Source organism: Mesorhizobium tamadayense (assembly GCF_003863365.1).
Classification (GTDB): Bacteria; Pseudomonadota; Alphaproteobacteria; order Rhizobiales; family Rhizobiaceae; genus Mesorhizobium; species Mesorhizobium tamadayense.
Genome location: NZ_RQXT01000032.1, coordinates 52,324 through 75,316, shown reverse-complemented (window position 1 = coordinate 75,316; position 22,993 = coordinate 52,324). Strand labels below are relative to the sequence as shown.

Sequence of the window (22,993 nt, the reverse complement as noted above, 5' to 3'; positions counted from 1 at the left end):
CTGCGGAAGAAGGCCGATATCGTGCCTTCGCCGGCCGGGATCAGCGGAAGCGATGCTGCGTCCCTCGCCATCGACACAGTCCTTGCCAGTCTGGAAGACTCCAAGGCCGAAAATATCGTCTCAATCGACATCCAGGGAAAATCGAGCCTCGGCGACTATATGGTCATCGCCTCGGGCCGATCGCACCGTCATGTCTCGGCTGTCGCCGATCATCTCCTCAAGGCGCTCAAGGATGCCGGTCTCGGCACGGCGCGCGTCGAGGGGCTGGCCAGCGCCGACTGGGTCCTGATCGATTCGGGCGACATCATCGTCCATGTCTTCCGTCCCGAAGTCCGCGAATTCTACAATCTCGAAAAGATGTGGCAGGCGCCGGACCTCGAGGAAGAGACCTTGCACTGAGCCGTATCGCATGCCGTGACCGTTCCGGTCGGGCGTCGATCGAGGGCTCGCCGAGGCGAGGATGAAGATCACCGTTCATGCCGTGGGCCGGATGAAGTCCGGCCCCGAGAGAGAACTCGCCGACCGCTATTTCGAGCGCTTCGCCAAGAGCGGGCCTGCGGTCGGGCTGGAATTTGCCGGCATTGTCGAGACCCCCGAGAGCCGCGGCCAAAGCGCCGACGACCGCCGCCGCGAGGAGGGCCAGAAGCTGCAAGGTCAGTTGCAGCAGGGCACCGTGCTGTTCCTGCTCGACGAACGCGGCAAGGCACTGTCCTCCGAGGATCTGGCGTCCCGCATCGGCCAATTGCGCGACGGCGGCCGCAAGGCGCTGGTCATCGCGATCGGCGGCGCCGACGGCCACGACAAATCCTTGCGCGAGCAGGCCGATATTGTGCTGTCGTTCGGGGCGCTGACCTGGCCGCATCAGCTGGTGCGCGTCATGCTCGGCGAACAGCTCTATCGCGTCGCCACCATTCTGTCCGGACACCCCTATCATCGCTCTTGAGGCATCGTTCGCGATATGACTCCCGAAAGCTGGGGATCACGTCCGCTTGCACGGATTTCCGCCTCATTGGCCCGACATCACAGTTGTTGCGGGTGCGCCAACATGGTTGATGGTTCGTTAACGAAGCGGCGGATAGAGTCGAGGCCTGATGTCTGAAGGCTGGAATTCGAGAACGCGCGCCTGGCGCAGCCGCCGCGGCTTGACACTTGTCGCCGCGCTGATGGCGCTCGGGTCGGCTCAGGCGGCGGAAAACACGCTCGATGTCGCGCCGGACCCCGACCAGAGCCGGGCCGAATACGAGCAGGTCTCCAAGGAAATCACCTTATCCTCCGAGCGGCTGGCCAAGCTCGCCGCCGATGTCGCGACGGTCAAGAAGGACCATGCCTCGATCAGCGCGGCGCTGATCCAGTCGGCGATGACCGAGCAGAAGCTCGGCCAGGACATCGAGGACATCGGCGCCAAGCTGGAAGGGCTGAAGGCCGAGGAAGAGAAGCTGCACGCCTCGCTGGTGGCGCGTCGCGACGTGCTCGCCGAGGTGCTCGGCGCCCTGCAGCGCATGGGGCTCAACCCGCCGCCGGCGATCCTGGTCAAGCCGGAGGACGCGCTGTCGTCGGTGCGCAGCGCCATCCTGCTCGGCGCCGTGGTGCCTGAACTGCGCCAGCAGACCGACAGGCTGCTCGCCGATCTCAAGGAACAGTCCCGGGTGACGGCCTCGATCGAGGCCGAACGAGGGCGGCTCAGCGCCGCCGTCACCGAGCAGACGGCGGAAAAGAAGCGGCTGACCATGCTGCTCGAAGCCAAGCGGAAGCTGCAGGCCGATACCGAAGCGGCTTTGACCGCCGAGCAGCAGCGCTCGCAGCAGCTGGCGGCCAAGGCCAGCAGCCTCAAGGACCTCATCGCTTCGCTCGAGGCCGACAAGGCGCGCAAGGCGGCCGACCTGGCCAAGGCGGCCGAGCAGAAATCGGCCGATGGCGACACGACGGCGTCCACCACGGACCTTGCCGCGCCGCCGGTGCCGGAGGGCAACCGTTTGGCCGCTGCCGCTCCGTTCGCGGCGCTGCAGGGCCAGATCGCGCTGCCGGTCATCGGCAAGATCAAAAGGCGCTTCGGGGCCGACGACGGCAATGGCGCAATGATGCAGGGCGACATGGTTGCGACACAATCGGGAGCCATCGTCACCGCGCCGGCGGATGGAAATGTGCTTTATGCGGGGCCGTTTCGCTCCTATGGTCAACTCTTGATCCTCAATGCGGGCGATGGGTATCATGTCGTCCTGGCGGGGATGAGCAGAATCAGCGTCGCGACTGGCCAGTCGGTGCTCGCAGGAGAACCGGTCGGCGCGATGGGAGAGGCGCGGGTGGCAAGCACCTCGGCCTCGCAGAATGGAAATGCGACGCCGGAACTCTATGTGGAGTTCCGCAAAGATGGAAAACCCGTCGATCCGAACCCCTGGTGGGCGGACCGATTTTCTGGAAGGACGTGAAATGATGCGGAAACTGTCGCTTCTTTTTGCCGGCGCGCTGATGGGCGCTTCGGCAATGAGCCTGGTCTATGGCGCGCCCGGCTCGGCGGCGAACGCTGCGGGTTCCGAGACTTACAAGCAGCTGGCGATCTTCGGCGACATCTTCGAGCGGGTGCGCGCGCAATATGTGACGCCGCCGGACGACAAGTCGCTGGTCGAGAACGCCATCAACGGCATGCTCGCCTCGCTCGACCCGCACTCCTCCTACATGAACGCCGAGCAGGCGCAGGACATGCGCGTGCAGACCAAGGGCGAGTTCGGCGGCCTCGGCATCGAGGTCACGATGGAGAACGACCTCGTCAAGGTGATCACGCCGATCGACGACACGCCGGCCGCCAAGGCGGGCGTGCTTGCCGGCGACTACATCGCCAAGATCGACGGTGAGGAGGTGCGCGGGCTGACCCTCAACGACGCGGTCGAGAAGATGCGCGGCCCGGTCAACACACCGATCAAGCTCACCATCCTGCGCCAGGGCGCCGACAAGCCGATCGAGCTGACGGTGGTGCGCGACATCATCAAGGTCAAGGCGGTCAAGTTCCGCGTCGAGAACGACGTCGGCTACATGAAGATCACCTCCTTCACCGAAAAGACCTATGACGACCTCGAGAACGCCATCGAGACCATCAAGAAGCAGGTTCCGAACGACAAGCTGAAGGGCTATGTGCTCGACCTGCGCCTCAATCCGGGCGGCCTGCTCGACCAGGCGGTGAGCGTGTCGGACGCCTTCCTCAAGCGCGGCGAGATCGTCTCGACGCGCGGCCGCGATCCGAAGGATGTCACCCGTTTCGACTCGAAGCCGAAGCAGAATGACGACATCAACGGCAAGCCGCTAATCGTGCTGGTCAATGGCGGCTCGGCAAGCGCTTCCGAGATCGTCGCCGGCGCGCTGCAGGACCTGCGCCGCGCGACCGTCGTCGGCACGCAGTCCTTCGGCAAGGGCTCGGTGCAGACCATCATCCCGCTCGGCGAGAACGGCGCTCTCAGGCTCACCACGGCGCTCTATTACACGCCATCCGGCAAGTCGATCCAGGGCAAGGGCATCACGCCCGACATCAAGGTCGAGCAGCCGTTGCCGCCGGACCTGCAGGGCAGGGACCTGACCCGCGGCGAATCGGACCTCAAGGGCCACATCAAGGGCGCCGACGAGGGCACAACCGGCTCGGGCTCGGCCGCCTATGTGCCGCCGGAGCCGAAGGACGACCTGCAACTGATCTATGCCGAACAGCTGCTGCGCGGCCAAAAGACCGATCCGGCCTTCCCGCCGAACCCGGACAAGGCTGTGCTGAACCAGTAAAGGCGGGAAGGCCGGGGCATATCGCTCTGGCCGCCCGATCGAAGCGATGCGATGCTGCCGGGACCGCGAGGTTCCGGCAGTTTGATTCGGGGACATGTTGGTTCGGGATGGGCGCCGGGGCGCCGAGGGTTTGAATTCGCACGTGAGCGCTGATCCGATCCGCTACACTGATCCGATCAGCCGCGCCACGGGCTTGGGGATGCGGCTTGGCTGACATCGGCAAGGACATCGAGCGCCCGCTCGGACAGACGCTCCGGCCTCAGCGCCCTGCCTCTCGCGGCATCAGCGCCGGCACGCTTGGCACGGCGGTCGTCATCTTCGCCGTGGTCGGCATTTCCGGCGCGATCGCCTTGCGTGAAAGACCTTTCCGCAAGCCGGAAGAGATAGCCGTTTCGACGCCGAAGGCGGCCGAGGCGCCGGCCCCGGCGCCGGCACCGGCGGCGACGCCGGCGCCGGCTGAGGTGGCGACGGCGAAACCCGGCGCCAGCACGCCGATGAAGAGCGGCGGCCCGCAGATCATCCATGTCCAGACCGAAGAGGGCGACGGTCCGCCAAAGGCCGGTATCGTCATCCGCGATCCTTCGACGCTCGGCCAGAACCTGAAGGTCGCGCATATCCCGGACAGGGCGCTGATCGAGGCCAGCGACACCGGTCCGCTGCCGGTCCGTTCCGCCGACGGCAGGCGGCCGTTCGACGTCTATGCGCGGCCGTGGTCCGGCGCGCGCGGCGCGCGCGTGGCGATCGTCATCGGCGGGCTCGCCGTCTCGCAGACCGGCACGCAAGCCGCGATCGCCAAATTGCCGGCCGAGGTGACGCTGGCTTTCGCACCCCAGGGCAACAGCATCGACCGCTGGATGAAGGCGGCACGCCAGAGCGGGCACGAGGTCGTCATGCAGGTACCGCTAGAGCCGTTCGACTATCCCAACGTCAATCCGGGGCGCAACACGCTGACGGTTTCGGCGAGCCCGGACGAGAACCTGAAGCGCCTGCACTGGGCGCTGTCCAGGACGACCAACTATACCGGCGTCATGAACTATATGGGCGCACGCTTCTCGGCCGATGCCAATGTGATGGGACCGTTCATGACCGAACTCGGCAAGCGTGGGCTTGCCTATGTCGACGACGGCTCGTCGGCGCGAAGCCTGGCGCCCGACCTTGCCCTGAAGGACGGCGTGCCGTTCGTCGCCGGCGACATGGCGATCGACGCGGTGCAGGATCGCGGCGAAATCCTCAAGAAGCTGGACAGCCTCGAAGCGACCGCGCGGGCCAAGGGCTCGGCCGTCGGCATCGGCTCGGCTTTCGACGTCACCGTCGACACGGTGACGTCCTGGGTCGCCGAGGCGAAGAAACGCGGCATCGAGATCGTGCCGATTTCGGCGGTAGCGATCGATCCGCAAAAAGGCTAGCCACGGGGATCCATGGAATGTCCACGAAAATGATCGATCCCGAGACATTGCCTTACCGCCCGTGCGTCGGGCTGATGATCCTCAATCGTGCCGGGCTGGTCTGGATCGGGCACCGCATCGCCGAACCGGACAGCGAGTTTTCCGACACCACAAAGCTCTGGCAGATGCCGCAGGGCGGCATCGACAAGGGCGAAGAGCCGCTTACCGCGGCGGAGCGGGAGCTTTACGAGGAAACCGGCATGCGCAGCGTGTCGCTGCTCGCCGAGGCGCCGCATTGGATCAATTACGACCTGCCGCCGCATCTGGTCGGCCTCGCCTTCAAAGGCCGCTATCGCGGCCAGACGCAGAAATGGTTCGCCTATCGCTTCGAGGGCGACGAGAGCGAGATTGAGATCAACCCGCCGCCGGGCGGCCACACGGCCGAGTTCGATCAATGGGCGTGGCGGCCGATGCAGGAGCTCCCTGATCTGGTCGTGCCTTTCAAGCGCAAGGTCTACGAGCAGGTGGTGGCGGCCTTCCAGCACCTAGCCAGCTAGCCGCGAGTATCGCGGATGCAACAGGCCGTGGTCTTCGGCTGAGCAAAACGGGTTCACACTGCTGGAAATCGTGCTCTATTTACGCCGATGCGTCCCAAGCAAGAGGCAGGCATGAATGACACATGGCAACCGCACATCAATTGGGCGTCAGCGCTGCCCCTCACCTGCCTGCCGGCATCCTCTCCCCGTATAGTGACGGGAAGAGGGGCGCTGTCGCCGCCGACTTCGCCAGCCTCCAGCGTCGCAAGAAAGGCGCCGAGGTTGTGGCCAGCCACTTCTCCCCGTCACTATACGGGGAGAAGTGCCCGGCAGGGCGATGAGGGGCAGCGCCGACTTAGACAGCCGGGCGTCTCCGCGACAAGCGTAGGTTCTCCTTGTCTGAAGCGATTGCTTCGATGAAGGACGCCAAAGCGCCTTTGCCGAAAGCGGACGTCTCCGGCAGCCAGCCGGTCAGCGAAGCGGCGGCCGGCGCGATCCTGACCATCGATCTCGGCGCCATCCGCGAGAACTACCGGCGGCTGAAGGCGCGGCTGGCGGGCGTGCGCTGCGCTGGCGTGCTCAAGGCCGACGGCTATGGTCTTGGCGCAGCGCCGGTGGCATCGGCGCTAATGAAGGAGGGCTGCGACATCTTCTTTGTCGCGCTGCTCGGCGAGGGCATCGCGCTGCGCAAGGCGCTTGGGCCTGGGCCTGGGCCTGACATCTTTGTCCTCAACGGCCTGCCGCCGGGCTCCGAATCGGAGGCGCTCGCGGCCGGACTGCATCCCGTCATCAACAGCGCCGCCCAGTTGAGAGCCTGGCGCGAAGCGGCGCGCGCCGCCGGCCGAAAGCTGCCGGCCGCGATCCAGGTCGACAGCGGCATGTCGCGGCTCGGCGTGCCGCGGGAGGACGTCGAGGCGCTCGCGAAGGACGCTTTCGACGGCATCGACATCCGCTTCGTGATGAGCCATCTCGCGTGCGCCGATGAGCCGCGCAATCCTGCCAACGAAGCCCAGCGGCTGGCATTCGAGCGGCTGCGCAAGATACTGCCCAAGGCGCCGGCCTCGCTTGCCAATTCGTCCGGCATTTTCCTCGGATCGGCCTACCACTACGATCTGGCGCGGCCGGGCGCGGCGCTCTACGGCATCAACCCGACGCCGAGCGAGACCAACCCGATGCTGCCGGTGGTGCGGCTGCAGGCGAAGGTGGCGCAGACGCGCGGCGTCGAAGACGGCGCCGGCATCGGCTACGGCCACACCCATCACGCGCGCGGACCGCTCAGGCTGGCGACGATCTCGCTCGGCTATGCCGATGGCTGGCACCGGCGCGCGGCTTCGGCCGCCTGGTTCGACGGCGTGCGGCTGCCTTTCGTCGGACGGGTATCGATGGATTCGATCATCCTGGACGTTTCAGCGCTTCCGGCCGGCAAGCCGGGCGAAGGCGAGCTCGTCGAGCTCATCGGCCCGTCGCAAAGTCTCGACGACGCGGCCGCGCATGCCGGCACCATCGGCTACGAGGTTCTTGCCAGCCTGGGTTCGCGCTTTCATCGCCATTATGTCGGCGGCTGAAGCCGTATCGCGCTGACAAGGCTTCAGGCGGCCTTTGATATGCGTGTCGTTTTCCCGAAGCCGCCTGCACGCTTCGGGCGACATGTGCCAGCGGAGCCCTTGGCGGGGGCGGCAAAATCCGGCAGACAGAAGATGACGATCCGGCCCCTCGGCGGCATGATCGGCTTTGAGGGAGCATAGAATGAAAGTCCTGGTGCTGGGCGGCGGCGTGATCGGGATCACCACCGCCTACTTCCTTGCCGAGGCCGGCCATGAGGTCACGGTGATCGACCGGCAGCAGGGCCCGGCGCTGGAGACCAGCTTCGCCAATGCCGGCGAAGTGTCGCCCGGCTACGCTTCGCCATGGGCGGGGCCCGGCATCCCGGTCAAGGCCGTCAAATGGCTCTTGATGAAATACGGTCCGCTGGTGGTGCGCCCCGCCTTCGATCCGCATATGTGGACCTGGCTCATCAAGATGCTGCGCAACTGCACGGCCGAGCGCTATGCGCTCAACAAGTCGCGCATGGTGCCTTTAGCCGAATACAGCCGCGACACACTGAAGGCGCTGCGCGCCGCGACCGGCATCGCCTATGACGAGCGGGCCAAGGGCACGCTGCAGCTGTTCCGCAAGCAGAAGCAACTCGACGGCACCGGCGGCGATGTCGAGGTGCTGAAGAAATACGGCGTTCCCTATGAGGTCCTCGACCGGGACGGCTGCATCGCGGCCGAGCCGGCGCTGGCCGGCGTGCGGGAAAAATTCGTCGGCGGGCTGAGATTGCCCGGCGACGAGACCGGCGACTGCAACATGTTTACCGAGAAACTCGCCGAGCTCTGCGTCGCGCGTGGCGTCACCTTCGAATACGGCACGACCATCCGGCGCGTCGTCAGGAACCGCAACCGCGTCGTCCAGGTCGGCACCGACAAGGGCTGGCGGATGGCGGACGCCTATGTGATGGCGCTGGGCAGCTATTCGGCGCCCTTCATGCGCAAGATGAAGCGGCCGATCCCGGTCTATCCGGTCAAGGGCTATTCCATCACCGTGCCGATCACGGATGCGGCGGCGGCGCCGGTGTCGACGGTCATGGACGAGACCTACAAGGTAGCGATCACCAGGCTCGGCGACCGCATCCGCGTCGGCGGCACCGCGGAGATTTCGGGCTTCGACCTTCGCCTGCATGAATCGCGCCGCCGCACGCTCGAGCATTCGGTCGGCGACCTGTTCCCGGGCGGCGGCGACCTCAAGGCGGCTAGTTTCTGGTGCGGCTTGCGGCCGATGACGCCGGACGGGCCGCCGCTGGTCGGGCGCAGCGAGCTGTCCAACCTCTACCTCAACACCGGCCATGGCACGCTGGGTTGGACCATGGCCTGCGGCTCGGCCAAGGTGCTTTCCGACGTCATGTCCAACCGGGTGCCGGAGATCAACGCGCTCGACCTCAGCCCGGACCGGTATTTGAAGTAAGGAAGGCCGCATCCAGAGCGCTACACGAATAACCCCCTTTCCCGCTCCACGGCCTTGGTAATGAAATTGGCGACGAGTTGGACCCGGCGCAGCGGCCTCACCGATTCGTGATAGACCAGCCAATAGGCGCGGCGGATGGGCGCCACGATGTCGACCGGCACGAGCTCCGGCATCGAGCGGGCGACGAAGGTGTGCAGGATGCCGATGCCGGCGCCCGACCGCACCGCTTCAGCCTGGCCGAGCGCCGAGGAGATGGCGAAGCTCGAGCACCAGTCGGCGCTGAACTCGGCGGCATAGTCGAGCGAGGGACTGACGATGAGATCGGGCACGTAGCCGATCAGCGCGTGCCGGCCGATCTCGGCTGCCGTCTTCGGCAGGCCGTTCGCCTCGGCATAGGCGCGGGAGGCGAACAGGCCGAGCGTGTAGTCGACCAGCTTGCCCGCCACCAGCCGCCCCTCGGTCGGCCGTTCGACGGTGATGGCGATATCGGCCTCGCGCCGCGACAGCGAGAAGGAGCGCGGCACCGGCACCAGCTGGATGGTCAGCTCGCGGTGAAGCGCGGTCAGCTCGCCAAGCCGCTTGGCGAGGAAAGCGACGCCGAAGCCGTCGGGCGCGCCGATGCGCACGGTGCCCGACACATCGTCGCCCTCGCCGGCAATGGTCGAGCGCGCGGCGATCATGTCGCTTTCCATGCGCTCGGCAATGTCGAGGAAGCGCTCTCCGGCGGGCGTCAGCTCGCTGCCGGTGGTCAGGCGACGGAAAAGTTTTGTGCGCAGGGCGTCCTCGATCGCGGCGATGCGGCGCGAGACGGTCGCATGGTTGAGCTCCAGGCGCTTGGCCGCGCCGAGGATCTGCCCGGCACGCGCCACGGCGAGGAAGATGCGGACGTCATCCCAGTTCATGGGAAACGTCCATGCTAATGATGAGCGTCGAGTTCCCGCCCACCCCCCTCTGGCCTGCCGGCCATCTCCCCCGCAAGGGGGGAGATTGGCAGCTTCCTTGACGGCACTTCTCCTCGTGCGTTGGCGATTGGCGAAAGCGGGCGTGACGTCCGATCTCCCCCCTTGCGGGGGAGATGTCCGGCAGGACAGAGGGGGGTGTGAAGGAACGCAACCTTCAATCCTTTTCAACGATCGAGCAGCCAACCATTTTGCGGCAATTAATGCACGCCCGGCGGCGGTTGTCTATTTTCTGCACAACGGTTGCGTTTTGGCTCGCGTTGCCATCTCCGCCGCAAAGGCGGACAATGCGCCATCACGAACACAGGGAGAGAAACCATGATCGAGTACGGTCATTTCATCGGCGGCAAGCGTGTCGCCGGCACCAGCGGCCGCAAGCAGGATGTCATGCAGCCGATGGACGGCTCCGTGCGCGGCACTGTGGCGCTGGCCTCGGCGCAGGAACTGCGCGCCGCGGTCGAGAATGCCAAGGCCGCGCAGCCCAAGTGGGCCGCCACCAACCCGCAGCGCCGCGTGCGCGTGCTGATGAAGTTTCTCGAGCTGGTCCAGCGCGACTATGACGAGCTGGCCGACATCCTAGCGCGCGAGCATGGCAAGACCATCGCCGACGCCAAGGGCGACATCCAGCGCGGCCTCGAAGTGGTCGAGGTCTGCATCGGCGCGCCGCATATGATGAAGGGCGAGTTCACCGACGGCGCCGGCCCCGGCATCGACGTCTATTCGATGCGCCAGCCGCTCGGCGTCGTCGCCGGCATCACGCCGTTCAACTTCCCGGCGATGATCCCGCTGTGGAAGATCGCCCCGGCGATCGCCTGCGGCAATGCCTTCATCCTGAAGCCTTCGGAGCGCGATCCGGGCGTGCCTATCCGCATCGCCGAGCTGTTCATCGAGGCCGGCCTGCCGGCCGGCATCCTCAACGTCGTCAACGGCGACAAGGAAGTGGTGGACGCCATTCTCGACGATCCCGACATCAAGGCCATCGGCTTCGTCGGCTCGACGCCGATCGCGCACTACATCTACTCACGCGGTACCGCGTCAGGCAAGCGCGTGCAGTGCTTCGGCGGCGCCAAGAACCACATGATCATCATGCCCGACGCCGACATGGATCAGACGGTCGATGCGCTGATCGGCGCCGGCTACGGCTCGGCCGGCGAGCGCTGCATGGCGATCTCGGTGGCGGTTCCGGTCGGCAACGACACCGCCAACCGGCTGATGGAGAAGCTGGTGCCGCGCGTCGAGAGCCTGAAGGTCGGTCCGTCGACGGATTCCTCCGCCGATTTCGGCCCGCTGGTGACGCGCCAAGCGCTGGAGCGAGTGAAGGGCTATGTCGACATCGGCGTCAAGGAAGGCGCCAAGCTGGTCGTCGATGGCCGCGGCTTCAAGATGCAGGGCTATGAGAACGGCTACTATATGGGCGGCTGCCTGTTCGACAACGTCACCGCCGACATGCGCATCTACAAGGAAGAGATTTTCGGGCCGGTGCTCTCGGTGGTGCGCGCGCCGACCTACGAGAACGCCATCAAGCTTGCCAACGACCACGAGATGGGCAACGGCGTCGCCATCTTCACCCGCGACGGCGACGCTGCGCGCGACTTCGCGTCGAGGGTCCAGGTCGGCATGGTCGGCGTCAACGTGCCGATCCCGGTGCCGATCGCCTACTACACCTTCGGCGGCTGGAAGGCCTCGTCCTTCGGCGACCTCAACCAACACGGGCCGGACGCGTTCCGCTTCTACACCAAGACCAAGACGGTCACCTCGCGCTGGCCGTCCGGCATCAAGGACGGCGCCGAGTTCGTCATCCCGACGATGAACTGATCCAACATAGATCGAACAGTTGAAGGCCCGGTACATGCCGGGCCTTTTGCATTCCTGTGCGCCAAAATGCCGACGCGATGGAACCAAGACGGCACCATCCGCCTTAGCCTTTATTCCTGCAAAGATTGCAGGCCAATCAAACAGCGCCGGTGGCAGCCGGGGTTCTCGTCTGGCGCGAGGAGGTGTCAGATGACACGATGCCTTTTGACGACAGTCTTCCTTGCGGCGATAGCAGTGTCAGCCGCAACCGCTCAGGCCAATGCGGCCGCGCAATGCGCCCCACGTGCTGAAGTGATCAAGGCACTCGGCGACAAGTTCCACGAAACCGTAGCGGGGCGCGGGCTGATCAATCCGAACGTCGTGCTCGAGATATTTGTCTCCGACCAGGGCAGTTGGACGGTCCTTGCTTCCGACACCAAGGGGCAAAGCTGCATTCTGTCCGTGGGCGAAGGCTGGGACAGCCCTTCGATCACGGCAGCCATGCCGGGTGCCTGAACACTCAAACGCCGGCGAAGCGCCTCGCCACGAGCGCAGGCGCTCGCCGCGCCCGCTTGTTTACGGAGCATAGGTTCACCATATCGAATCCAGGGAGTAATGGTCTCCCTGCGACAGACCGGAAACCAGAAGGAGTGACGTGATGAAGACGTCGAATCCGGCCTGGAACGTTCCGGCACACTGAGGCGGCCGAATGTGCCTCCCTTGCCGGAATGCCAAGGCAAAGGAGGTGCCCCCATGGCACGCGAATTTTCGTTTCGATGGATCAAGCCGGCGGCTGTCGGCGCCATGATGGCTTTGCCGGCGGTCCCAGTGCAGGCGCAAGTCATCTGCGGCGGCCATGACTTTCTGGTCGCAAGGCTGGCAGAGGCATTCGAGGAGAAGCGGCTGGGCTACGGCGTGGCCGGAGACGTCGCCATCTTCGAGGTGTTTGTGTCGGCTAGCGGAACCTGGACCATCCTGATGACCGACGTTAAGGGCCAGAGCTGCATCCTGGCGGCCGGCGAGGGATGGGAAGACACGCTGGCCACCGCGGTCGGGCAGCCGGGCGGCTGAAAGCAATTCCAGGAAAATGTGTAACGGTTTTCCTGAAATTGCGTAAATAACTGACCGGGGCAGTTCAGCGAAGGCTGAACCGCTCCGATTAGCGTGTCGCGGCCACCTCGGCGTGGCCGCGCAGCAGCGTCATCAGTTTCTTGGCGTCCTTGGCGGCGCCTTCCTCGTCGCCGTCGAGGATCGAGCGGATGAGCGCGACATGGTGTTCGGCTGATTCCGCCAGGCCGGTATCGGCCTTGTAGCGGAACCAGAAGCGGCGGCTGTGCGTCTGCAAGGGCGCCGCCACGCGCGCCGCGAACGGATTGTCGGCCGCGATCGCCAGTGCCTCGTCGAGCTGCTTGTCGGCCTGGATGAAGGCAAGCACATTGCTGGAGATCACCGCCTTCTGCATGGCAAGGGCCGCCTCGTGAAAAAGGTCGGCTGCCTCGCGGGTGACGAAGCGCGCGGCGGAGCGGGCGAGCACGACCTCGACGCCGCGCCTGGCGTCGATGACGCGCAGCCAGTCGCCGGGGTGGAGCGGCGCGACCGCGATGCCGGCGCGCGGCCTGACGTCAAGCAAGCCTTCCCAGGCGAGCCTCTGGATCGCCTCGCGCACCGGGGTGCGGCCGAGGCCGAGCCGCTCGATCAGCGCGCCCTCGGTGACGAAGCTCGAGGGCGCCAGCTCAAGCGTCACGATCATGTGCTCCAGCACACGATAGGCCTTGGTCGCCACAGGCTCGAAGGCCGGGCTCGTCTCAATGGATATCAATGAGGATATCAATGCCGGGCTCCTGATATATTTTTCATATATCATAACGGATTCCGTGTTGACAGCCCGCTTCTTAATAAATATACCGCTGATATATCAGATGGAGAGATAACCATGTGGGCCGGAGTTTTCCCTGCAGTCACGACCAAATTCACCGCCGACGACCGCCTCGATCACGCCGAGATGGAGCGCTGCTATGGACTGCAGATGGAGGCCGGCTGCGACGGCATCATCGTCTGCGGCTCGCTCGGCGAAGGGCCGATGCTGTCGCATGACGAGAAGATCGAGGTGCTGAAGACGGCACAGAAGGTCGCCGGCAAGAAGCCGGTGCTGTTGACCGTCAACGAGCCAGGCACCCGCGAGGCGGCAAGCATCGCGCGGCGCGCCGCCAAGGAAGGCGCCAACGGCCTGATGGTGGTGCCAAGCCCGATCTATCACACCGACCGGCAAGAGACCGTCGCGGCCCTTCGCGCCGTGGCTGAAGCCGGCGACCTGCCGGTCATGATTTACTCCAATCGGCTCGCCTATCGCGTCGACGTCACCGTCGACCTGATGGAGGAGCTGGCGTCCGACAAGCGCTTCGTCGCCATCAAGGAATCCTCGGACGACATCCGCCGCTCGACCGAGATCATCAACCGCCTCGGCGACCGCTACGACCTCTTCACCGGCGTCGACAACCTCGCCTTCGAAGCGCTGTCGGTCGGTGCCATCGGCTGGGTGGCCGGCCTGGTCACCGCCTTCCCGCGCGAGACCGTCGCCATCTACCAGCTGATGAAGCAAGGCCGCCGCGAGGAGGCGCTGAAGATCTACCGCTGGTTCCGGCCGCTGCTCGACCTCGATGTCTCGACCTATCTGGTCCAAAACATCAAGCTTGCCGAGGTGCTGGCGATCGATACCAATGACCGCGTGCGCATGCCACGCCTGCCGCTGTCGGGCGAGCGCCGCAGGGCCGTGGAAAAGATCGTTCAGGATGCGCTGGCCGCGCGGCCGGAACTGCCGCAGTTCTAAAGGTCTCTTCTCCCTGTTCGAGGAGAAGATGGCGGCAGCCAGATGAGGGGCAGCGCCAACGTGCAAGGTAATTCCAGGTCGACAAAAGAGGGGCGCCGCCGCGCCCTCCGTGCCCCTTCTCCCCATGAACGGGGAGAAGGGGAAGATGTCGTCATCGTCGGCGGCGGCATCATCGGCATCAATGCGGCGGCCTTTCTTTCCGAAGCGGGACGCAACGTCACCGTCTTCGACCGCACCGGCATCTGCGAGGAGACGAGCTCCGGCAACGCCGCCGCCTTCGCCTTCTCCGACGTGCTGCCGCTGGCGCATAAGGGGATGATCAGGCAATTGCCGAAATGGCTTGCCGATCCGCTCGGGCCATTGGCCATCCCGCCAGCCTATCTGCCCAAACTCCTGCCCTGGCTGATCCGCTTCTGGCGCGCGGGTGCCGCCAAGCATTTTGAGGCGAGCCTGGCGGCACAAGCCGGCATGATGAAGCTCGCTGAGGCCGAATGGATGGGCCTGCTCGACCGCTCCGGCACGAGGCCGATGCTGCGCGAGGACGGCTCGCTCGAACTCTACGAAAGCGAGGCCGAGTTCCGAGCCTCACTTGCGGGCTGGGCGCTGCGCGAGCGCTTCGGCATCGGCTTTAGCCATGTCGAGGGCGAGGAGATGACTGCCCTGCAGCCCGGCCTGTCTCCACGTTTCGTCAAGGGCACCTTCGTGCCTGGCTGGAAGACGGTTGCCGATCCAAAGCTGCTCGGCAAGGCGGTCTGGGCCCATGCGGAGAAGCTGGGCGCGCGATTCGAGCATGCCCGCATCGATCGCGTCGAAGCTGGCCCGGATGGCGCCACGATCATGCTTTCCGACGGCACGACGCGGAAGGCGAAGCAAATCGTCATCGCCGCCGGCGCCTGGTCGCATCTCTTGGCCAGGAACCTCGGCGACCGCATCCCGCTAGAGACCGAGCGCGGCTACAACACGACGCTGCCGGTGTCGGCCTTCGACGTGAAACGGCAGCTGATCTTTTCCAGGCACGGCTTCGTCATCACGCCGCTGGAAACGGGCTTGCGCGTCGGCGGCGCCGTCGAACTCGGCGGCATCGAACGTCCGCCCAATTTCGCGCGCTCGAAGGCGATGCTGGAAAAAGCAAAACGCTTCCTGCCGGGGCTCGATCCGGCGGGCGGCCGGGAGTGGATGGGTTTTCGCCCGTCGCTGCCGGATTCGCTGCCGGTCATCGGCCGGGCGCGGGCGCCGAACGTGTTCTACGCTTTCGGCCACGGCCATCTCGGCCTGACCCAGGCGGCGGCAACAGGCCGCTTGATCCGCGATCTCGTTCTCGGGCAGACTCTGCCGCTCGATCTCAACCCTTTCCGCCCGCAACGGTTCTGACATCAAGAGAGCATCATGGCCAAGAAATCATTCTTCTGCATCGACGGCCACACCTGCGGCAATCCGGTGCGGCTGGTCGCCGGCGGCGGGCCGCTGCTCCAGGGATCGACAATGATGGAGCGGCGCGCGCATTTCCTCGCCGAATATGACTGGATCCGCACCGGGCTGATGTTCGAGCCGCGCGGCCATGACGTGATGTCGGGCTCGATCCTCTATCCGCCGACGCGCGAGGACTGCGACATCGCCATCCTGTTCATCGAGACCTCGGGCTGCCTGCCGATGTGCGGCCACGGCACGATCGGCACCGTCACTTTTGCCGTCGAGCACGGACTGGTGAAGCCGAAGACGCCGGGCGTGCTCAGGCTCGACACGCCGGCCGGCCTTGTCGTCGCCGAATACAGCCAAGTCGGCGAATATGTCGAGGAGGTGCGCATCACCAACGTGCCGTCCTTCCTCTATGCCGAAGGATTGACCGTGGAGTGCCCGGTGCTTGGCGAGATCAGCGTCGATGTCGCCTATGGCGGCAATTTCTACGCCGTCGTCGAGCCGCAGGAGAACTACCGCGACATGGCCGACCATTCGGCCGGCGACCTCATCGCCTGGAGCCCGGTGGTGCGCCAGCGCCTCAACGAGAAATACCCATTCGTCCATCCGGAGAATCCCGGCATCAACCGGCTGTCGCACATGCTGTGGACCGGCAAGCCGAAGCATGCAGAGGCGGATGGGCGCAACGCCGTCTTCTACGGCGACAAGGCGATCGACCGTTCGCCTTGCGGCACAGGCACCTCGGCGCGCATGGCGCAGCTCCATGCCAAGGGCAAGCTCAAGGCCGGCGACAGCTTCGTGCATGAATCGATCATCGGTTCGCTGTTCAAGGGCAGGGTCGAAAAAGAGGTCAGCGTGGCCGGCAAGCCGGCCATCATCCCGTCGATCGGCGGCTGGGCGCGCATGACCGGACTGAACACCATCTTCATCGACGACCGCGATCCGTTCGCGCATGGGTTCATCGTCACGTAACCGTCACCCCCCCTCACCCGGCGGAAGGCATTCCGCGCAAAATGGACCGCTTCCATTGATGCAAGAAATCCGCTCTTCAACTTATTTTGACGGCGGTTTCTTCGAAATGGCGAGCATGATACGGCTGAATCGTCAAAGACATTGCGTTGTGCCAATGATAGGGTCCGCGATAGTCCAGGGCCTGGATGCGAAAAAACGGGCAATCGGGTGGCGTGCTTCCAAACCACGTCCGGCGATTGAAAAATCACGTTGCAATCCGGGCTCGAAACTTTACGACTAGGGGAAATATGAAAAGGGGTGCGACCCGGAAACGGGGCGACATTCCAGGGGAGCCGCATAAATATGCAGTACTTCGTCCAGCAGCTTATCAATGGGCTGACGCTGGGATCTATCTACGGGCTGATCGCGATCGGCTACACGATGGTCTACGGCATCATCGGCATGATCAATTTCGCCCATGGCGACATCTTCATGGTCGGCGCCTTCGCAGCCCTCATCGTTTTTCTCCTCCTCGGCGCGTTGTTCTATTCCGTGCCGGTGGTGGTGGCGCTTCTGATCATGATGATCGTGGCGATGCTTTTGACCAGTCTGTACAACTGGACGATCGAGAAGGTGGCCTACCGGCCGCTGCGCGGATCGTTCCGGCTGGCGCCGCTGATCACCGCCATCGGCATGTCGATCGCGCTGTCTAACTTCGTGCAGGTCACGCAAGGGCCGCGCAACAAGCCGATCCCGCCGATGGTCAGCCAAGTCTACACGATCGACGGCATCAGCGTCTCGCTGAAGCAGATCGTCATCGTGCTGGTCACCGCCGCGCTGCTGGCGATCTTCTGGTATCTTGTCAACAGGACGGCATTGGGGCGGGCGCAGCGTGCCTGCGAGCAGGACCGCAAGATGGCGGCGCTGCTTGGCATCGACGTCGACCGCACCATCTCCATCACCTTCATCATGGGCGCCGCGCTTGCCGCGGTCGCCGGCACGCTGTTCCTGATGTATTACGGCGTCGTGGTCTTCTCCGACGGCTTCGTGCCGGGCGTCAAGGCCTTCACGGCAGCGGTGCTCGGCGGCATCGGCTCGCTGCCCGGCGCGGTACTCGGCGGGCTGCTGATCGGCTTCATCGAGAGCATGTGGTCGGCCTATTTCTCGATCGACTACAAGGACGTCGCAGCCTTCTCGATCCTGGCGATCGTGCTCATCTTCCTGCCTTCCGGCATCCTGGGCCGGCCTGAAGTCGAAAAGGTCTGATCCTCATGGCCGTTACCGCATCTCCGGAGCGCGACATCGTTGTCCCTCCCATGCAGCGCGCTTTCCGCGAAGCGCTCTATGCCGGCGCCATCGCGCTTGGCCTGTTCGTGCTGTTCATCGGGTTGAGAACCGACCAGAACATCTCCAACGAGCTGATCCTGGTGCAGCGCTGGGGACTACTTGCCCTGGTGGTTATCCTCACCGCCGTCGGACGCTTCCTCTACGTCGCCTATGCCCAACCCTTCTTGGCCAGCCTAAAGGTCGCCGATGTTGCCACCGGCCTGCTGCCGGAGAGCATGGCGACGCGCTTCTTCCGAATCCCGTATTTGTTTGCGGCCATCATCATAGCGGTCGCGCTGTTGGCGTTGGCCGGCTCCCTCGATGGACTGCTGGGGCCGGACCTTGCCGGCTATGCGCGGTTCCTACGGGCGCTGGCCATTATCTATGCCGTAGCTTCGGTGATGTTTTACTTCCGCAGCTTCATTCACGATCACTTCTCGGCATTGGGCGTCAGCGCGCTGGCGTTGTATCCGGTCGTCGTCGTCCTGACGCTCGCGCTATATTCAGGATCTGTAGCCGGAGGGTTCCAAGGCTCGCTGAAGTGGGTCGACAATTTCGGCATCCAGATCCTGATCTATGTGATGCTGGCCTGGGGGCTCAATATCGTCATCGGGTTGGCCGGCCTGCTCGATCTCGGCTACGTCGCCTTCTATGCGGTCGGGGCCTATGCCTACGCGCTGCTCGGCACGCATTTCGGCCTGTCGTTCTGGATCCTGCTTCCGGCCGCCGGCTGCATGGCCGCCTTCTGGGGCGTCATGCTCGGCTTCCCGGTGCTCAGGCTTCGCGGCGACTACCTGGCGATCGTGACGCTCGCCTTCGGCGAGATCATCCGCCTGGTGCTGATCAACTGGCGCGAGGTGACCAACGGCTCGGCCGGCGTATCCGGCATTCCGAAGGTCTCCTTCTTCGGACTGATATCGTTCAACGTCTCTGACCCGAACTACATCGCCAAGGTGTTGAACATCGCCACATCGAGTGCCTATTACAAGATATTCCTTTACTATCTGATCCTCGGACTCTGTCTTTTGACCGCCTTCGTCACCATCAGGCTTCGCCGGCTGCCGGTCGGCCGGGCCTGGGAAGCGCTGCGCGAGGACGAGATCGCCTGCCGCTCGCTCGGCATCAACACCACCACCACCAAGCTCACCGCTTTCGCCACCGGCGCCATGTTCGGCGGTTTCGCCGGCTCGTTCTTCGCAGCCCGGCAAGGCTTCGTCAGCCCCGAATCCTTCGTCTTCCTGGAATCGGCGATCGTCCTTGCCATCGTCGTGCTCGGCGGCATGGGCTCGCTGCCCGGCATCGCCGTGGCGGCGCTGGTGATGATCGGCGGCACTGAAGCATTGCGCGAACTCGACTTCCTGAAGCGGATCTTCGGTCCCGATTTCACGCCGGAGCTCTACCGCATGCTTCTGTTCGGCATGGCCATGGTGATCGTCATGCTGTGGAAGCCGCGCGGCTTCGTCGGCAGCCGGGAACCGACAGCCTTCCTGAAGAAGCGAAAAGCGGTCTCAGGCTCCTTCACCAAGGAGGGCCATGGCTGATGAACGGGCAAGCTTCCGCAGGCGATCTCATTCTGCAGGTCGAGCATCTGTCGATGAAATTCGGCGGCCTGGTCGCCATCGGCGATCTGTCCTTCCAGGCCAAGCGCGGAGAGATCACCGCGCTGATCGGACCAAACGGCGCCGGCAAGACGACGGTGTTCAACTGTATTACTGGCTTCTACAAGCCGACGGAGGGCATGATCACGCTCAGCCGGGGCGACGGCTCGACCTATCTGCTCGAGCGCCTGCCCAACCACGAGATCCCGGCGCGCGCCAAGGTGGCGCGCACCTTCCAGAACATCCGCCTGTTTTCGGGCATGACGCTGCTCGAAAACCTGCTGGTCGCCCAGCACAACAAGCTGATGAAGGCCTCGGGCTACACCTTGCTCGGCCTGTTCGGCTTTCCGAGCTATCGCCAGGCCTCGGCCGAATCGATCGACCTCGCCAGGCACTGGCTGGAGAAGGCCGACCTCGTCGATCGCGCCGACGACCCGGCCGGCGACCTGCCCTATGGCGCGCAGCGCCGTCTGGAGATCGCGCGCGCCATGTGCACAGGACCTGAGCTGCTGTGCCTCGACGAGCCGGCCGCCGGCCTCAACCCGAAGGAATCCGCCTCGCTCAATCAGCTCCTGATGGACATCAAGGACAACACCGGCACCTCGATCCTTTTGATCGAGCACGACATGTCGGTGGTCATGCAGATTTCCGACCACGTCGTCGTGCTCGAATACGGCCGCAAGATCTCCGACGGCAATCCGCAGTCGGTAAGGACCGACCCGCGCGTCATTGCCGCCTATCTCGGCGTCGACGACGAAGAGGTCGAGACCGTGCTCACCGAAGTCGGCGACGAGGACGTCATCGAACAGCTCGACACCGGCCCCGACTCCGAGCATGGCCCCGGTTCGTCGTCTTCCTTTCTCGCCGGACCGGTGACAGACACGATCGGCCACAGTGAAGGCGAGCGCGTCACGGTATCGAAGGGCGCCTCGAAAGCGGCTCAGGTCGATGCGCGCAAGCCTGCGGTGAAGCCGAAGCCGGCCGCCAAAAAATCCACCTCGCCGGCTAAGCCGGCCGCGAAATCCTCGACAGCAAAGCCGCGCGGAGGGCGTAAATAATGGCCGGCGCAACGCTGCTCGATATCAAGGGCGTGCAGACCTATTACGGCAACATCCGGGCGCTGAACGGCGTCGACGTTACCGTCAACCAGGGTGAGATCGTGGCGCTGATCGGCGCCAATGGCGCTGGCAAGTCGACGCTGATGATGACCATCTTCGGCGCGCCCCGCGCCCGCGCCGGCACCATCACCTTCGCGGGCACCAACATCACCCAGATGCCGACGCACGAGATCGCCCGCATGCGCATCGCGCAGTCGCCGGAAGGACGCCGCATCTTCCCGCGCATGACGGTGATGGAAAACCTGCAGATGGGTGCCAGTCTCGACAACCTCCAGCACTTTGACGAGGATGCCGAGAAGGTGTTCACGTTGTTCCCGCGCCTCAAGGAGCGCATCGGCCAGCGCGGCGGCACGCTGTCGGGCGGCGAGCAGCAGATGCTGTCGATCGCGCGCGCGCTGATGGCGCGGCCGAAGCTGCTTCTGCTCGACGAGCCCTCGCTTGGGTTGGCTCCGCTGATCGTCAAGCAGATCTTCGACGCCATTCGCGCGCTGAACAAGACACAAGGATTGACCGTGTTCCTGGTCGAGCAGAACGCCTTTGGCGCGCTCAAGCTCGCCGATCGCGGCTACGTCATGGTCAACGGCAATGTGACGATGAGCGGCACCGGCAAGGAGCTGCTCGCCAATCCGGAAGTGCGCGCCGCCTATCTCGAAGGCGGCCATCACTAAGGTCGGGAGACACCACTCATGCATGGCATTCTCTACGAAGAAGCCTCGATCTGGCATTTTCTGTTCGTCACGGGCCTGCTCGGCGGCGGGGCGGCGTGGATGACCGGCAAGGCCGTGGCCCGGACCTGGGGCACCCACGTCCGCCTGTTCCTTTACATGCTTGGCCTCGGCATCGGGGTAAGGTTCATCCATCATGCGCTGTTCTGGAGCACGATGTTCTCGCTGCATTATTACATCGTCGATACCATCGTGCTGATGATATTCGGCTTCCTCGGCTATCAATACACGCGCACCAACCAGATGGTCACGCAATACAACTGGCTCTACGAAAGAGCTTCCCTATTGAGCTGGAAACCGAAGGGTTGAGGTTCATGCTTAACGTCGTTTCAGGGATGAATCGGCGTGACAAGTGCCTGAAAATCGGCATTCTATGCTTTCTGCGATAAGGGTGGGCATCGCATGAAAGTATCATCCACGCCCACTCCGTAAATGGGAGCGTTTCAATGAAAAAATCACTTTTGTCCGCCGTGGCGCTGACCGCGTTCATCGCGTTCAGCGGCAGCGCGTGGGCCGACATCCTGATCGGCGTCGCCGGCCCGATCACCGGTCCGAACGCCGCCTTCGGCGCGCAGTTGCAGAAGGGCGCGGAACAGGCGGTCGCCGACATCAATGCGGCGGGCGGCATCAATGGGCAGCAGCTCAAGCTTGAGATCGGCGACGACGTCTCCGATCCCAAGCAGGGCATTTCGGTCGCCAATAAGTTCGTCGCCGACGGCGTCAAGTTCGTCGACGGCCACTTCAACTCGGGCGTGACCATTCCCGCGTCGGAAGTCTATGCGGAGAACGGCATCCTCGTTATGACGCCGGCCGCGACCAATCCGAAGCTCACCGAGCGCGGCCTGTGGAACACCTTCCGCACCTGCGGTCGCGACGACCAGCAGGGCAAGGTGGCGGGCGACTACATCGCCAAGAACTTCAAAGACGCCAAGATCGCCATCATCCACGACAAGACGCCTTACGGCCAGGGCCTCGCGGACGAGACCAAGAAGAACCTGAACGCCAATGGCGTCACGGAAGTGTTGTATGAAGGCGTGAATGTCGGCGACAAGGACTTCTCGGCGCTCATCGCCAAGATGAAGGAAAGCGGCGTCACCCTGATCTACTGGGGCGGCCTGCACACCGAGGCCGGCCTGATCATCCGCCAGTCGGCCGACCAGGGCCTGAAGGCGCCGCTGTTCTCGGGCGACGGCATCGTCTCCAACGAACTGGCCTCGATCGCCGGCGACGCCGTTGCCGGCACGCTCAACACCTTCGCTCCGGATCCGCGCAAGAATCCGGCCGCCAAGGAAGTCGTGGAGAAGTTCCGCGCCGCCGGCTTCGAGCCGGAAGCCTACACGCTCTACTCCTACGCCGCCATCCAGATCATCACGCAGGCCATCGCCAAGGTCGGCTCCGCCGACGACGCGCAGAAGGTCGCCGAGTTGATCAAGTCGGGCGGTCCGTGGAAGACGGCGATCGGCGAGATCGGCTACGACTCCAAGGGCGACATCACCCGTCCGGACTATGTCGTCTACGAGTGGAAGAAGGGCGAGGACGGCAAGTACAGCTACTTCGAGAAATAAGCCGGCAAACAGAGCCGACTTTTCGGATGCC

The 22,993-nt window shown here is 64.5% G+C and carries 20 protein-coding genes and 3 pseudogenes; 21 read left to right on the top strand and 2 right to left on the bottom strand.

The window, feature by feature from the left end; genetic code table 11:
• Nucleotides 1–21 precede the first annotated feature (21 nt).
• The 8 genes from rsfS (at nt 22) to EH240_RS23210 (ending at nt 8,683) form a co-directional block, all read left to right on the top strand.
• Nucleotides 22–399: a ribosome silencing factor gene (gene rsfS / locus EH240_RS23250; RefSeq protein ID WP_125002963.1), complete on the top strand. Its 378-nt coding sequence runs from the start codon at nt 22–24 to the stop codon at nt 397–399.
• A gap of 61 nt (nt 400–460) precedes the next feature.
• A complete protein-coding gene (gene rlmH / locus EH240_RS23245) occupies nt 461–943 on the top strand; it encodes a 23S rRNA (pseudouridine(1915)-N(3))-methyltransferase RlmH (RefSeq protein ID WP_125002961.1) in 483 nt (160 codons plus the stop codon).
• A 148-nt stretch (nt 944–1,091) separates the two neighbouring features.
• Nucleotides 1,092–2,426, top strand: coding sequence for a murein hydrolase activator EnvC family protein (locus EH240_RS23240; RefSeq protein WP_125002959.1), 1,335 nt, complete (start codon nt 1,092–1,094; stop codon nt 2,424–2,426).
• Between the two features lies 1 nt (nt 2,427).
• A complete protein-coding gene (locus tag EH240_RS23235; RefSeq protein WP_167484120.1) occupies nt 2,428–3,759 on the top strand; it encodes a S41 family peptidase in 1,332 nt (443 codons plus the stop codon).
• Nucleotides 3,760–3,965: 206 nt separating this feature from the next.
• Entirely contained in the window at nt 3,966–5,165 is a 1,200-nt protein-coding gene (locus tag EH240_RS23230; RefSeq protein WP_125002957.1) for a divergent polysaccharide deacetylase family protein, read from the top strand.
• 17 nt (nt 5,166–5,182) lie between these two features.
• The gene (locus EH240_RS23225; RefSeq protein ID WP_125002955.1) at nt 5,183–5,701 is read left to right on the top strand and encodes an RNA pyrophosphohydrolase; all 519 of its coding nucleotides are present in this window, start codon (nt 5,183–5,185) and stop codon (nt 5,699–5,701) included.
• A 395-nt stretch (nt 5,702–6,096) separates the two neighbouring features.
• Nucleotides 6,097–7,245 carry an alanine racemase gene (gene alr / locus EH240_RS23215; protein ID WP_125002953.1) on the top strand — a complete coding sequence of 383 codons (1,149 nt, stop codon included), beginning with the start codon at nt 6,097–6,099 and terminating at the stop codon, nt 7,243–7,245.
• Nucleotides 7,246–7,426: 181 nt separating this feature from the next.
• Nucleotides 7,427–8,683, top strand: a complete 1,257-nt coding sequence (locus tag EH240_RS23210; RefSeq protein ID WP_125002951.1) for a D-amino acid dehydrogenase — start codon at nt 7,427–7,429, stop codon at nt 8,681–8,683.
• 20 nt (nt 8,684–8,703) lie between these two features.
• On the opposite strand, the gene EH240_RS23205 is transcribed toward EH240_RS23210, so the two are convergent.
• Nucleotides 8,704–9,585, bottom strand: coding sequence for a LysR family transcriptional regulator (locus EH240_RS23205; RefSeq protein WP_125002949.1), 882 nt, complete (start codon nt 9,583–9,585; stop codon nt 8,704–8,706).
• A gap of 375 nt (nt 9,586–9,960) precedes the next feature.
• Here EH240_RS23205 and EH240_RS23200 point away from each other — a divergent pair, with 375 nt between their 5' ends.
• The 3 genes from EH240_RS23200 (at nt 9,961) to EH240_RS23190 (ending at nt 12,507) form a co-directional block, all read left to right on the top strand.
• A complete protein-coding gene (locus EH240_RS23200) occupies nt 9,961–11,457 on the top strand; it encodes a CoA-acylating methylmalonate-semialdehyde dehydrogenase (protein ID WP_125002947.1) in 1,497 nt (498 codons plus the stop codon).
• Between the two features lie 189 nt (nt 11,458–11,646).
• Nucleotides 11,647–11,952: a hypothetical protein gene (locus EH240_RS23195; RefSeq protein ID WP_125002945.1), complete on the top strand. Its 306-nt coding sequence runs from the start codon at nt 11,647–11,649 to the stop codon at nt 11,950–11,952.
• A gap of 237 nt (nt 11,953–12,189) precedes the next feature.
• On the top strand, nt 12,190–12,507 hold the full coding sequence (locus tag EH240_RS23190; protein ID WP_125002943.1) for a hypothetical protein: 318 nt from the start codon (nt 12,190–12,192) through the stop codon (nt 12,505–12,507).
• A gap of 88 nt (nt 12,508–12,595) precedes the next feature.
• On the opposite strand, the gene EH240_RS23185 is transcribed toward EH240_RS23190, so the two are convergent.
• Nucleotides 12,596–13,300: a GntR family transcriptional regulator gene (locus EH240_RS23185; protein ID WP_245436311.1), complete on the bottom strand. Its 705-nt coding sequence runs from the start codon at nt 13,298–13,300 to the stop codon at nt 12,596–12,598.
• 69 nt (nt 13,301–13,369) lie between these two features.
• Between EH240_RS23185 and EH240_RS23180 the strand changes: the two genes are divergently transcribed.
• The 10 genes and pseudogenes from EH240_RS23180 to EH240_RS23140 all read left to right on the top strand — a co-directional run bounded on the left by EH240_RS23180 (nt 13,370) and on the right by EH240_RS23140 (nt 22,962).
• A complete protein-coding gene (locus EH240_RS23180) occupies nt 13,370–14,263 on the top strand; it encodes a dihydrodipicolinate synthase family protein (RefSeq protein WP_125002941.1) in 894 nt (297 codons plus the stop codon).
• 42 nt (nt 14,264–14,305) lie between these two features.
• Nucleotides 14,306–15,634: an NAD(P)/FAD-dependent oxidoreductase gene (locus EH240_RS23175; protein ID WP_125002939.1), complete on the top strand. Its 1,329-nt coding sequence runs from the start codon at nt 14,306–14,308 to the stop codon at nt 15,632–15,634.
• A 15-nt stretch (nt 15,635–15,649) separates the two neighbouring features.
• Complete coding sequence (locus EH240_RS23170; RefSeq protein ID WP_125002937.1) at nt 15,650–16,651, top strand: 4-hydroxyproline epimerase; 1,002 nt, start codon at nt 15,650–15,652, stop codon at nt 16,649–16,651.
• 342 nt (nt 16,652–16,993) lie between these two features.
• A complete protein-coding gene (locus EH240_RS23165; RefSeq protein WP_125002935.1) occupies nt 16,994–17,896 on the top strand; it encodes a branched-chain amino acid ABC transporter permease in 903 nt (300 codons plus the stop codon).
• 50 nt (nt 17,897–17,946) lie between these two features.
• Nucleotides 17,947–18,201 (top strand): annotated as a pseudogene (locus tag EH240_RS40140) (DUF3382 domain-containing protein); the annotation flags it as partial.
• Between the two features lie 174 nt (nt 18,202–18,375).
• A pseudogene (livM, locus tag EH240_RS23160) lies at nt 18,376–19,497 on the top strand (high-affinity branched-chain amino acid ABC transporter permease LivM); the annotation flags it as partial.
• Nucleotides 19,497–20,606, top strand: a pseudogene (locus EH240_RS23155) (ABC transporter ATP-binding protein); the annotation flags it as partial. The pseudogenes livM and EH240_RS23155, both read left to right, overlap by 1 nt.
• 5 nt (nt 20,607–20,611) lie before the next feature.
• Complete coding sequence (locus EH240_RS23150) at nt 20,612–21,340, top strand: ABC transporter ATP-binding protein (protein ID WP_125002929.1); 729 nt, start codon at nt 20,612–20,614, stop codon at nt 21,338–21,340.
• Nucleotides 21,341–21,358: 18 nt separating this feature from the next.
• Nucleotides 21,359–21,706 (top strand): DUF6867 family protein, encoded by a 348-nt coding sequence (locus tag EH240_RS23145; protein ID WP_125002927.1) that lies wholly within the window; start codon nt 21,359–21,361, stop codon nt 21,704–21,706.
• Between the two features lie 137 nt (nt 21,707–21,843).
• The gene (locus tag EH240_RS23140; RefSeq protein WP_125002925.1) at nt 21,844–22,962 is read left to right on the top strand and encodes a branched-chain amino acid ABC transporter substrate-binding protein; all 1,119 of its coding nucleotides are present in this window, start codon (nt 21,844–21,846) and stop codon (nt 22,960–22,962) included.
• The last annotated feature ends 31 nt before the right edge of the window (nt 22,963–22,993 follow it).

Bases quoted from the DNA above. Each gene is read 5' to 3' on its own strand.
- rlmH (WP_125002961.1), top strand. From the start codon at position 461: ATGAAGATCACCGTTCATGCCGTGGGCCGGATGAAGTCCGGCCCCGAG.
- EH240_RS23240 (WP_125002959.1), top strand. From the start codon at position 1,092: ATGTCTGAAGGCTGGAATTCGAGAACGCGCGCCTGGCGCAGCCGCCGC.
- EH240_RS23235 (WP_167484120.1), top strand. From the start codon at position 2,428: ATGATGCGGAAACTGTCGCTTCTTTTTGCCGGCGCGCTGATGGGCGCT.
- EH240_RS23225 (WP_125002955.1), top strand. From the start codon at position 5,183: ATGTCCACGAAAATGATCGATCCCGAGACATTGCCTTACCGCCCGTGC.
- alr (WP_125002953.1), top strand. From the start codon at position 6,097: ATGAAGGACGCCAAAGCGCCTTTGCCGAAAGCGGACGTCTCCGGCAGC.
- EH240_RS23210 (WP_125002951.1), top strand. From the start codon at position 7,427: ATGAAAGTCCTGGTGCTGGGCGGCGGCGTGATCGGGATCACCACCGCC.
- EH240_RS23205 (WP_125002949.1), bottom strand. From the start codon at position 9,585: ATGAACTGGGATGACGTCCGCATCTTCCTCGCCGTGGCGCGTGCCGGG.
- EH240_RS23200 (WP_125002947.1), top strand. From the start codon at position 9,961: ATGATCGAGTACGGTCATTTCATCGGCGGCAAGCGTGTCGCCGGCACC.
- EH240_RS23195 (WP_125002945.1), top strand. From the start codon at position 11,647: ATGACACGATGCCTTTTGACGACAGTCTTCCTTGCGGCGATAGCAGTG.
- EH240_RS23190 (WP_125002943.1), top strand. From the start codon at position 12,190: ATGGCACGCGAATTTTCGTTTCGATGGATCAAGCCGGCGGCTGTCGGC.
- EH240_RS23185 (WP_245436311.1), bottom strand. From the start codon at position 13,300: ATGATATATGAAAAATATATCAGGAGCCCGGCATTGATATCCTCATTG.
- EH240_RS23180 (WP_125002941.1), top strand. From the start codon at position 13,370: ATGTGGGCCGGAGTTTTCCCTGCAGTCACGACCAAATTCACCGCCGAC.
- EH240_RS23175 (WP_125002939.1), top strand. From the start codon at position 14,306: ATGAGGGGCAGCGCCAACGTGCAAGGTAATTCCAGGTCGACAAAAGAG.
- EH240_RS23170 (WP_125002937.1), top strand. From the start codon at position 15,650: ATGGCCAAGAAATCATTCTTCTGCATCGACGGCCACACCTGCGGCAAT.
- EH240_RS23165 (WP_125002935.1), top strand. From the start codon at position 16,994: ATGCAGTACTTCGTCCAGCAGCTTATCAATGGGCTGACGCTGGGATCT.
- EH240_RS23150 (WP_125002929.1), top strand. From the start codon at position 20,612: ATGGCCGGCGCAACGCTGCTCGATATCAAGGGCGTGCAGACCTATTAC.
- EH240_RS23145 (WP_125002927.1), top strand. From the start codon at position 21,359: ATGCATGGCATTCTCTACGAAGAAGCCTCGATCTGGCATTTTCTGTTC.
- EH240_RS23140 (WP_125002925.1), top strand. From the start codon at position 21,844: ATGAAAAAATCACTTTTGTCCGCCGTGGCGCTGACCGCGTTCATCGCG.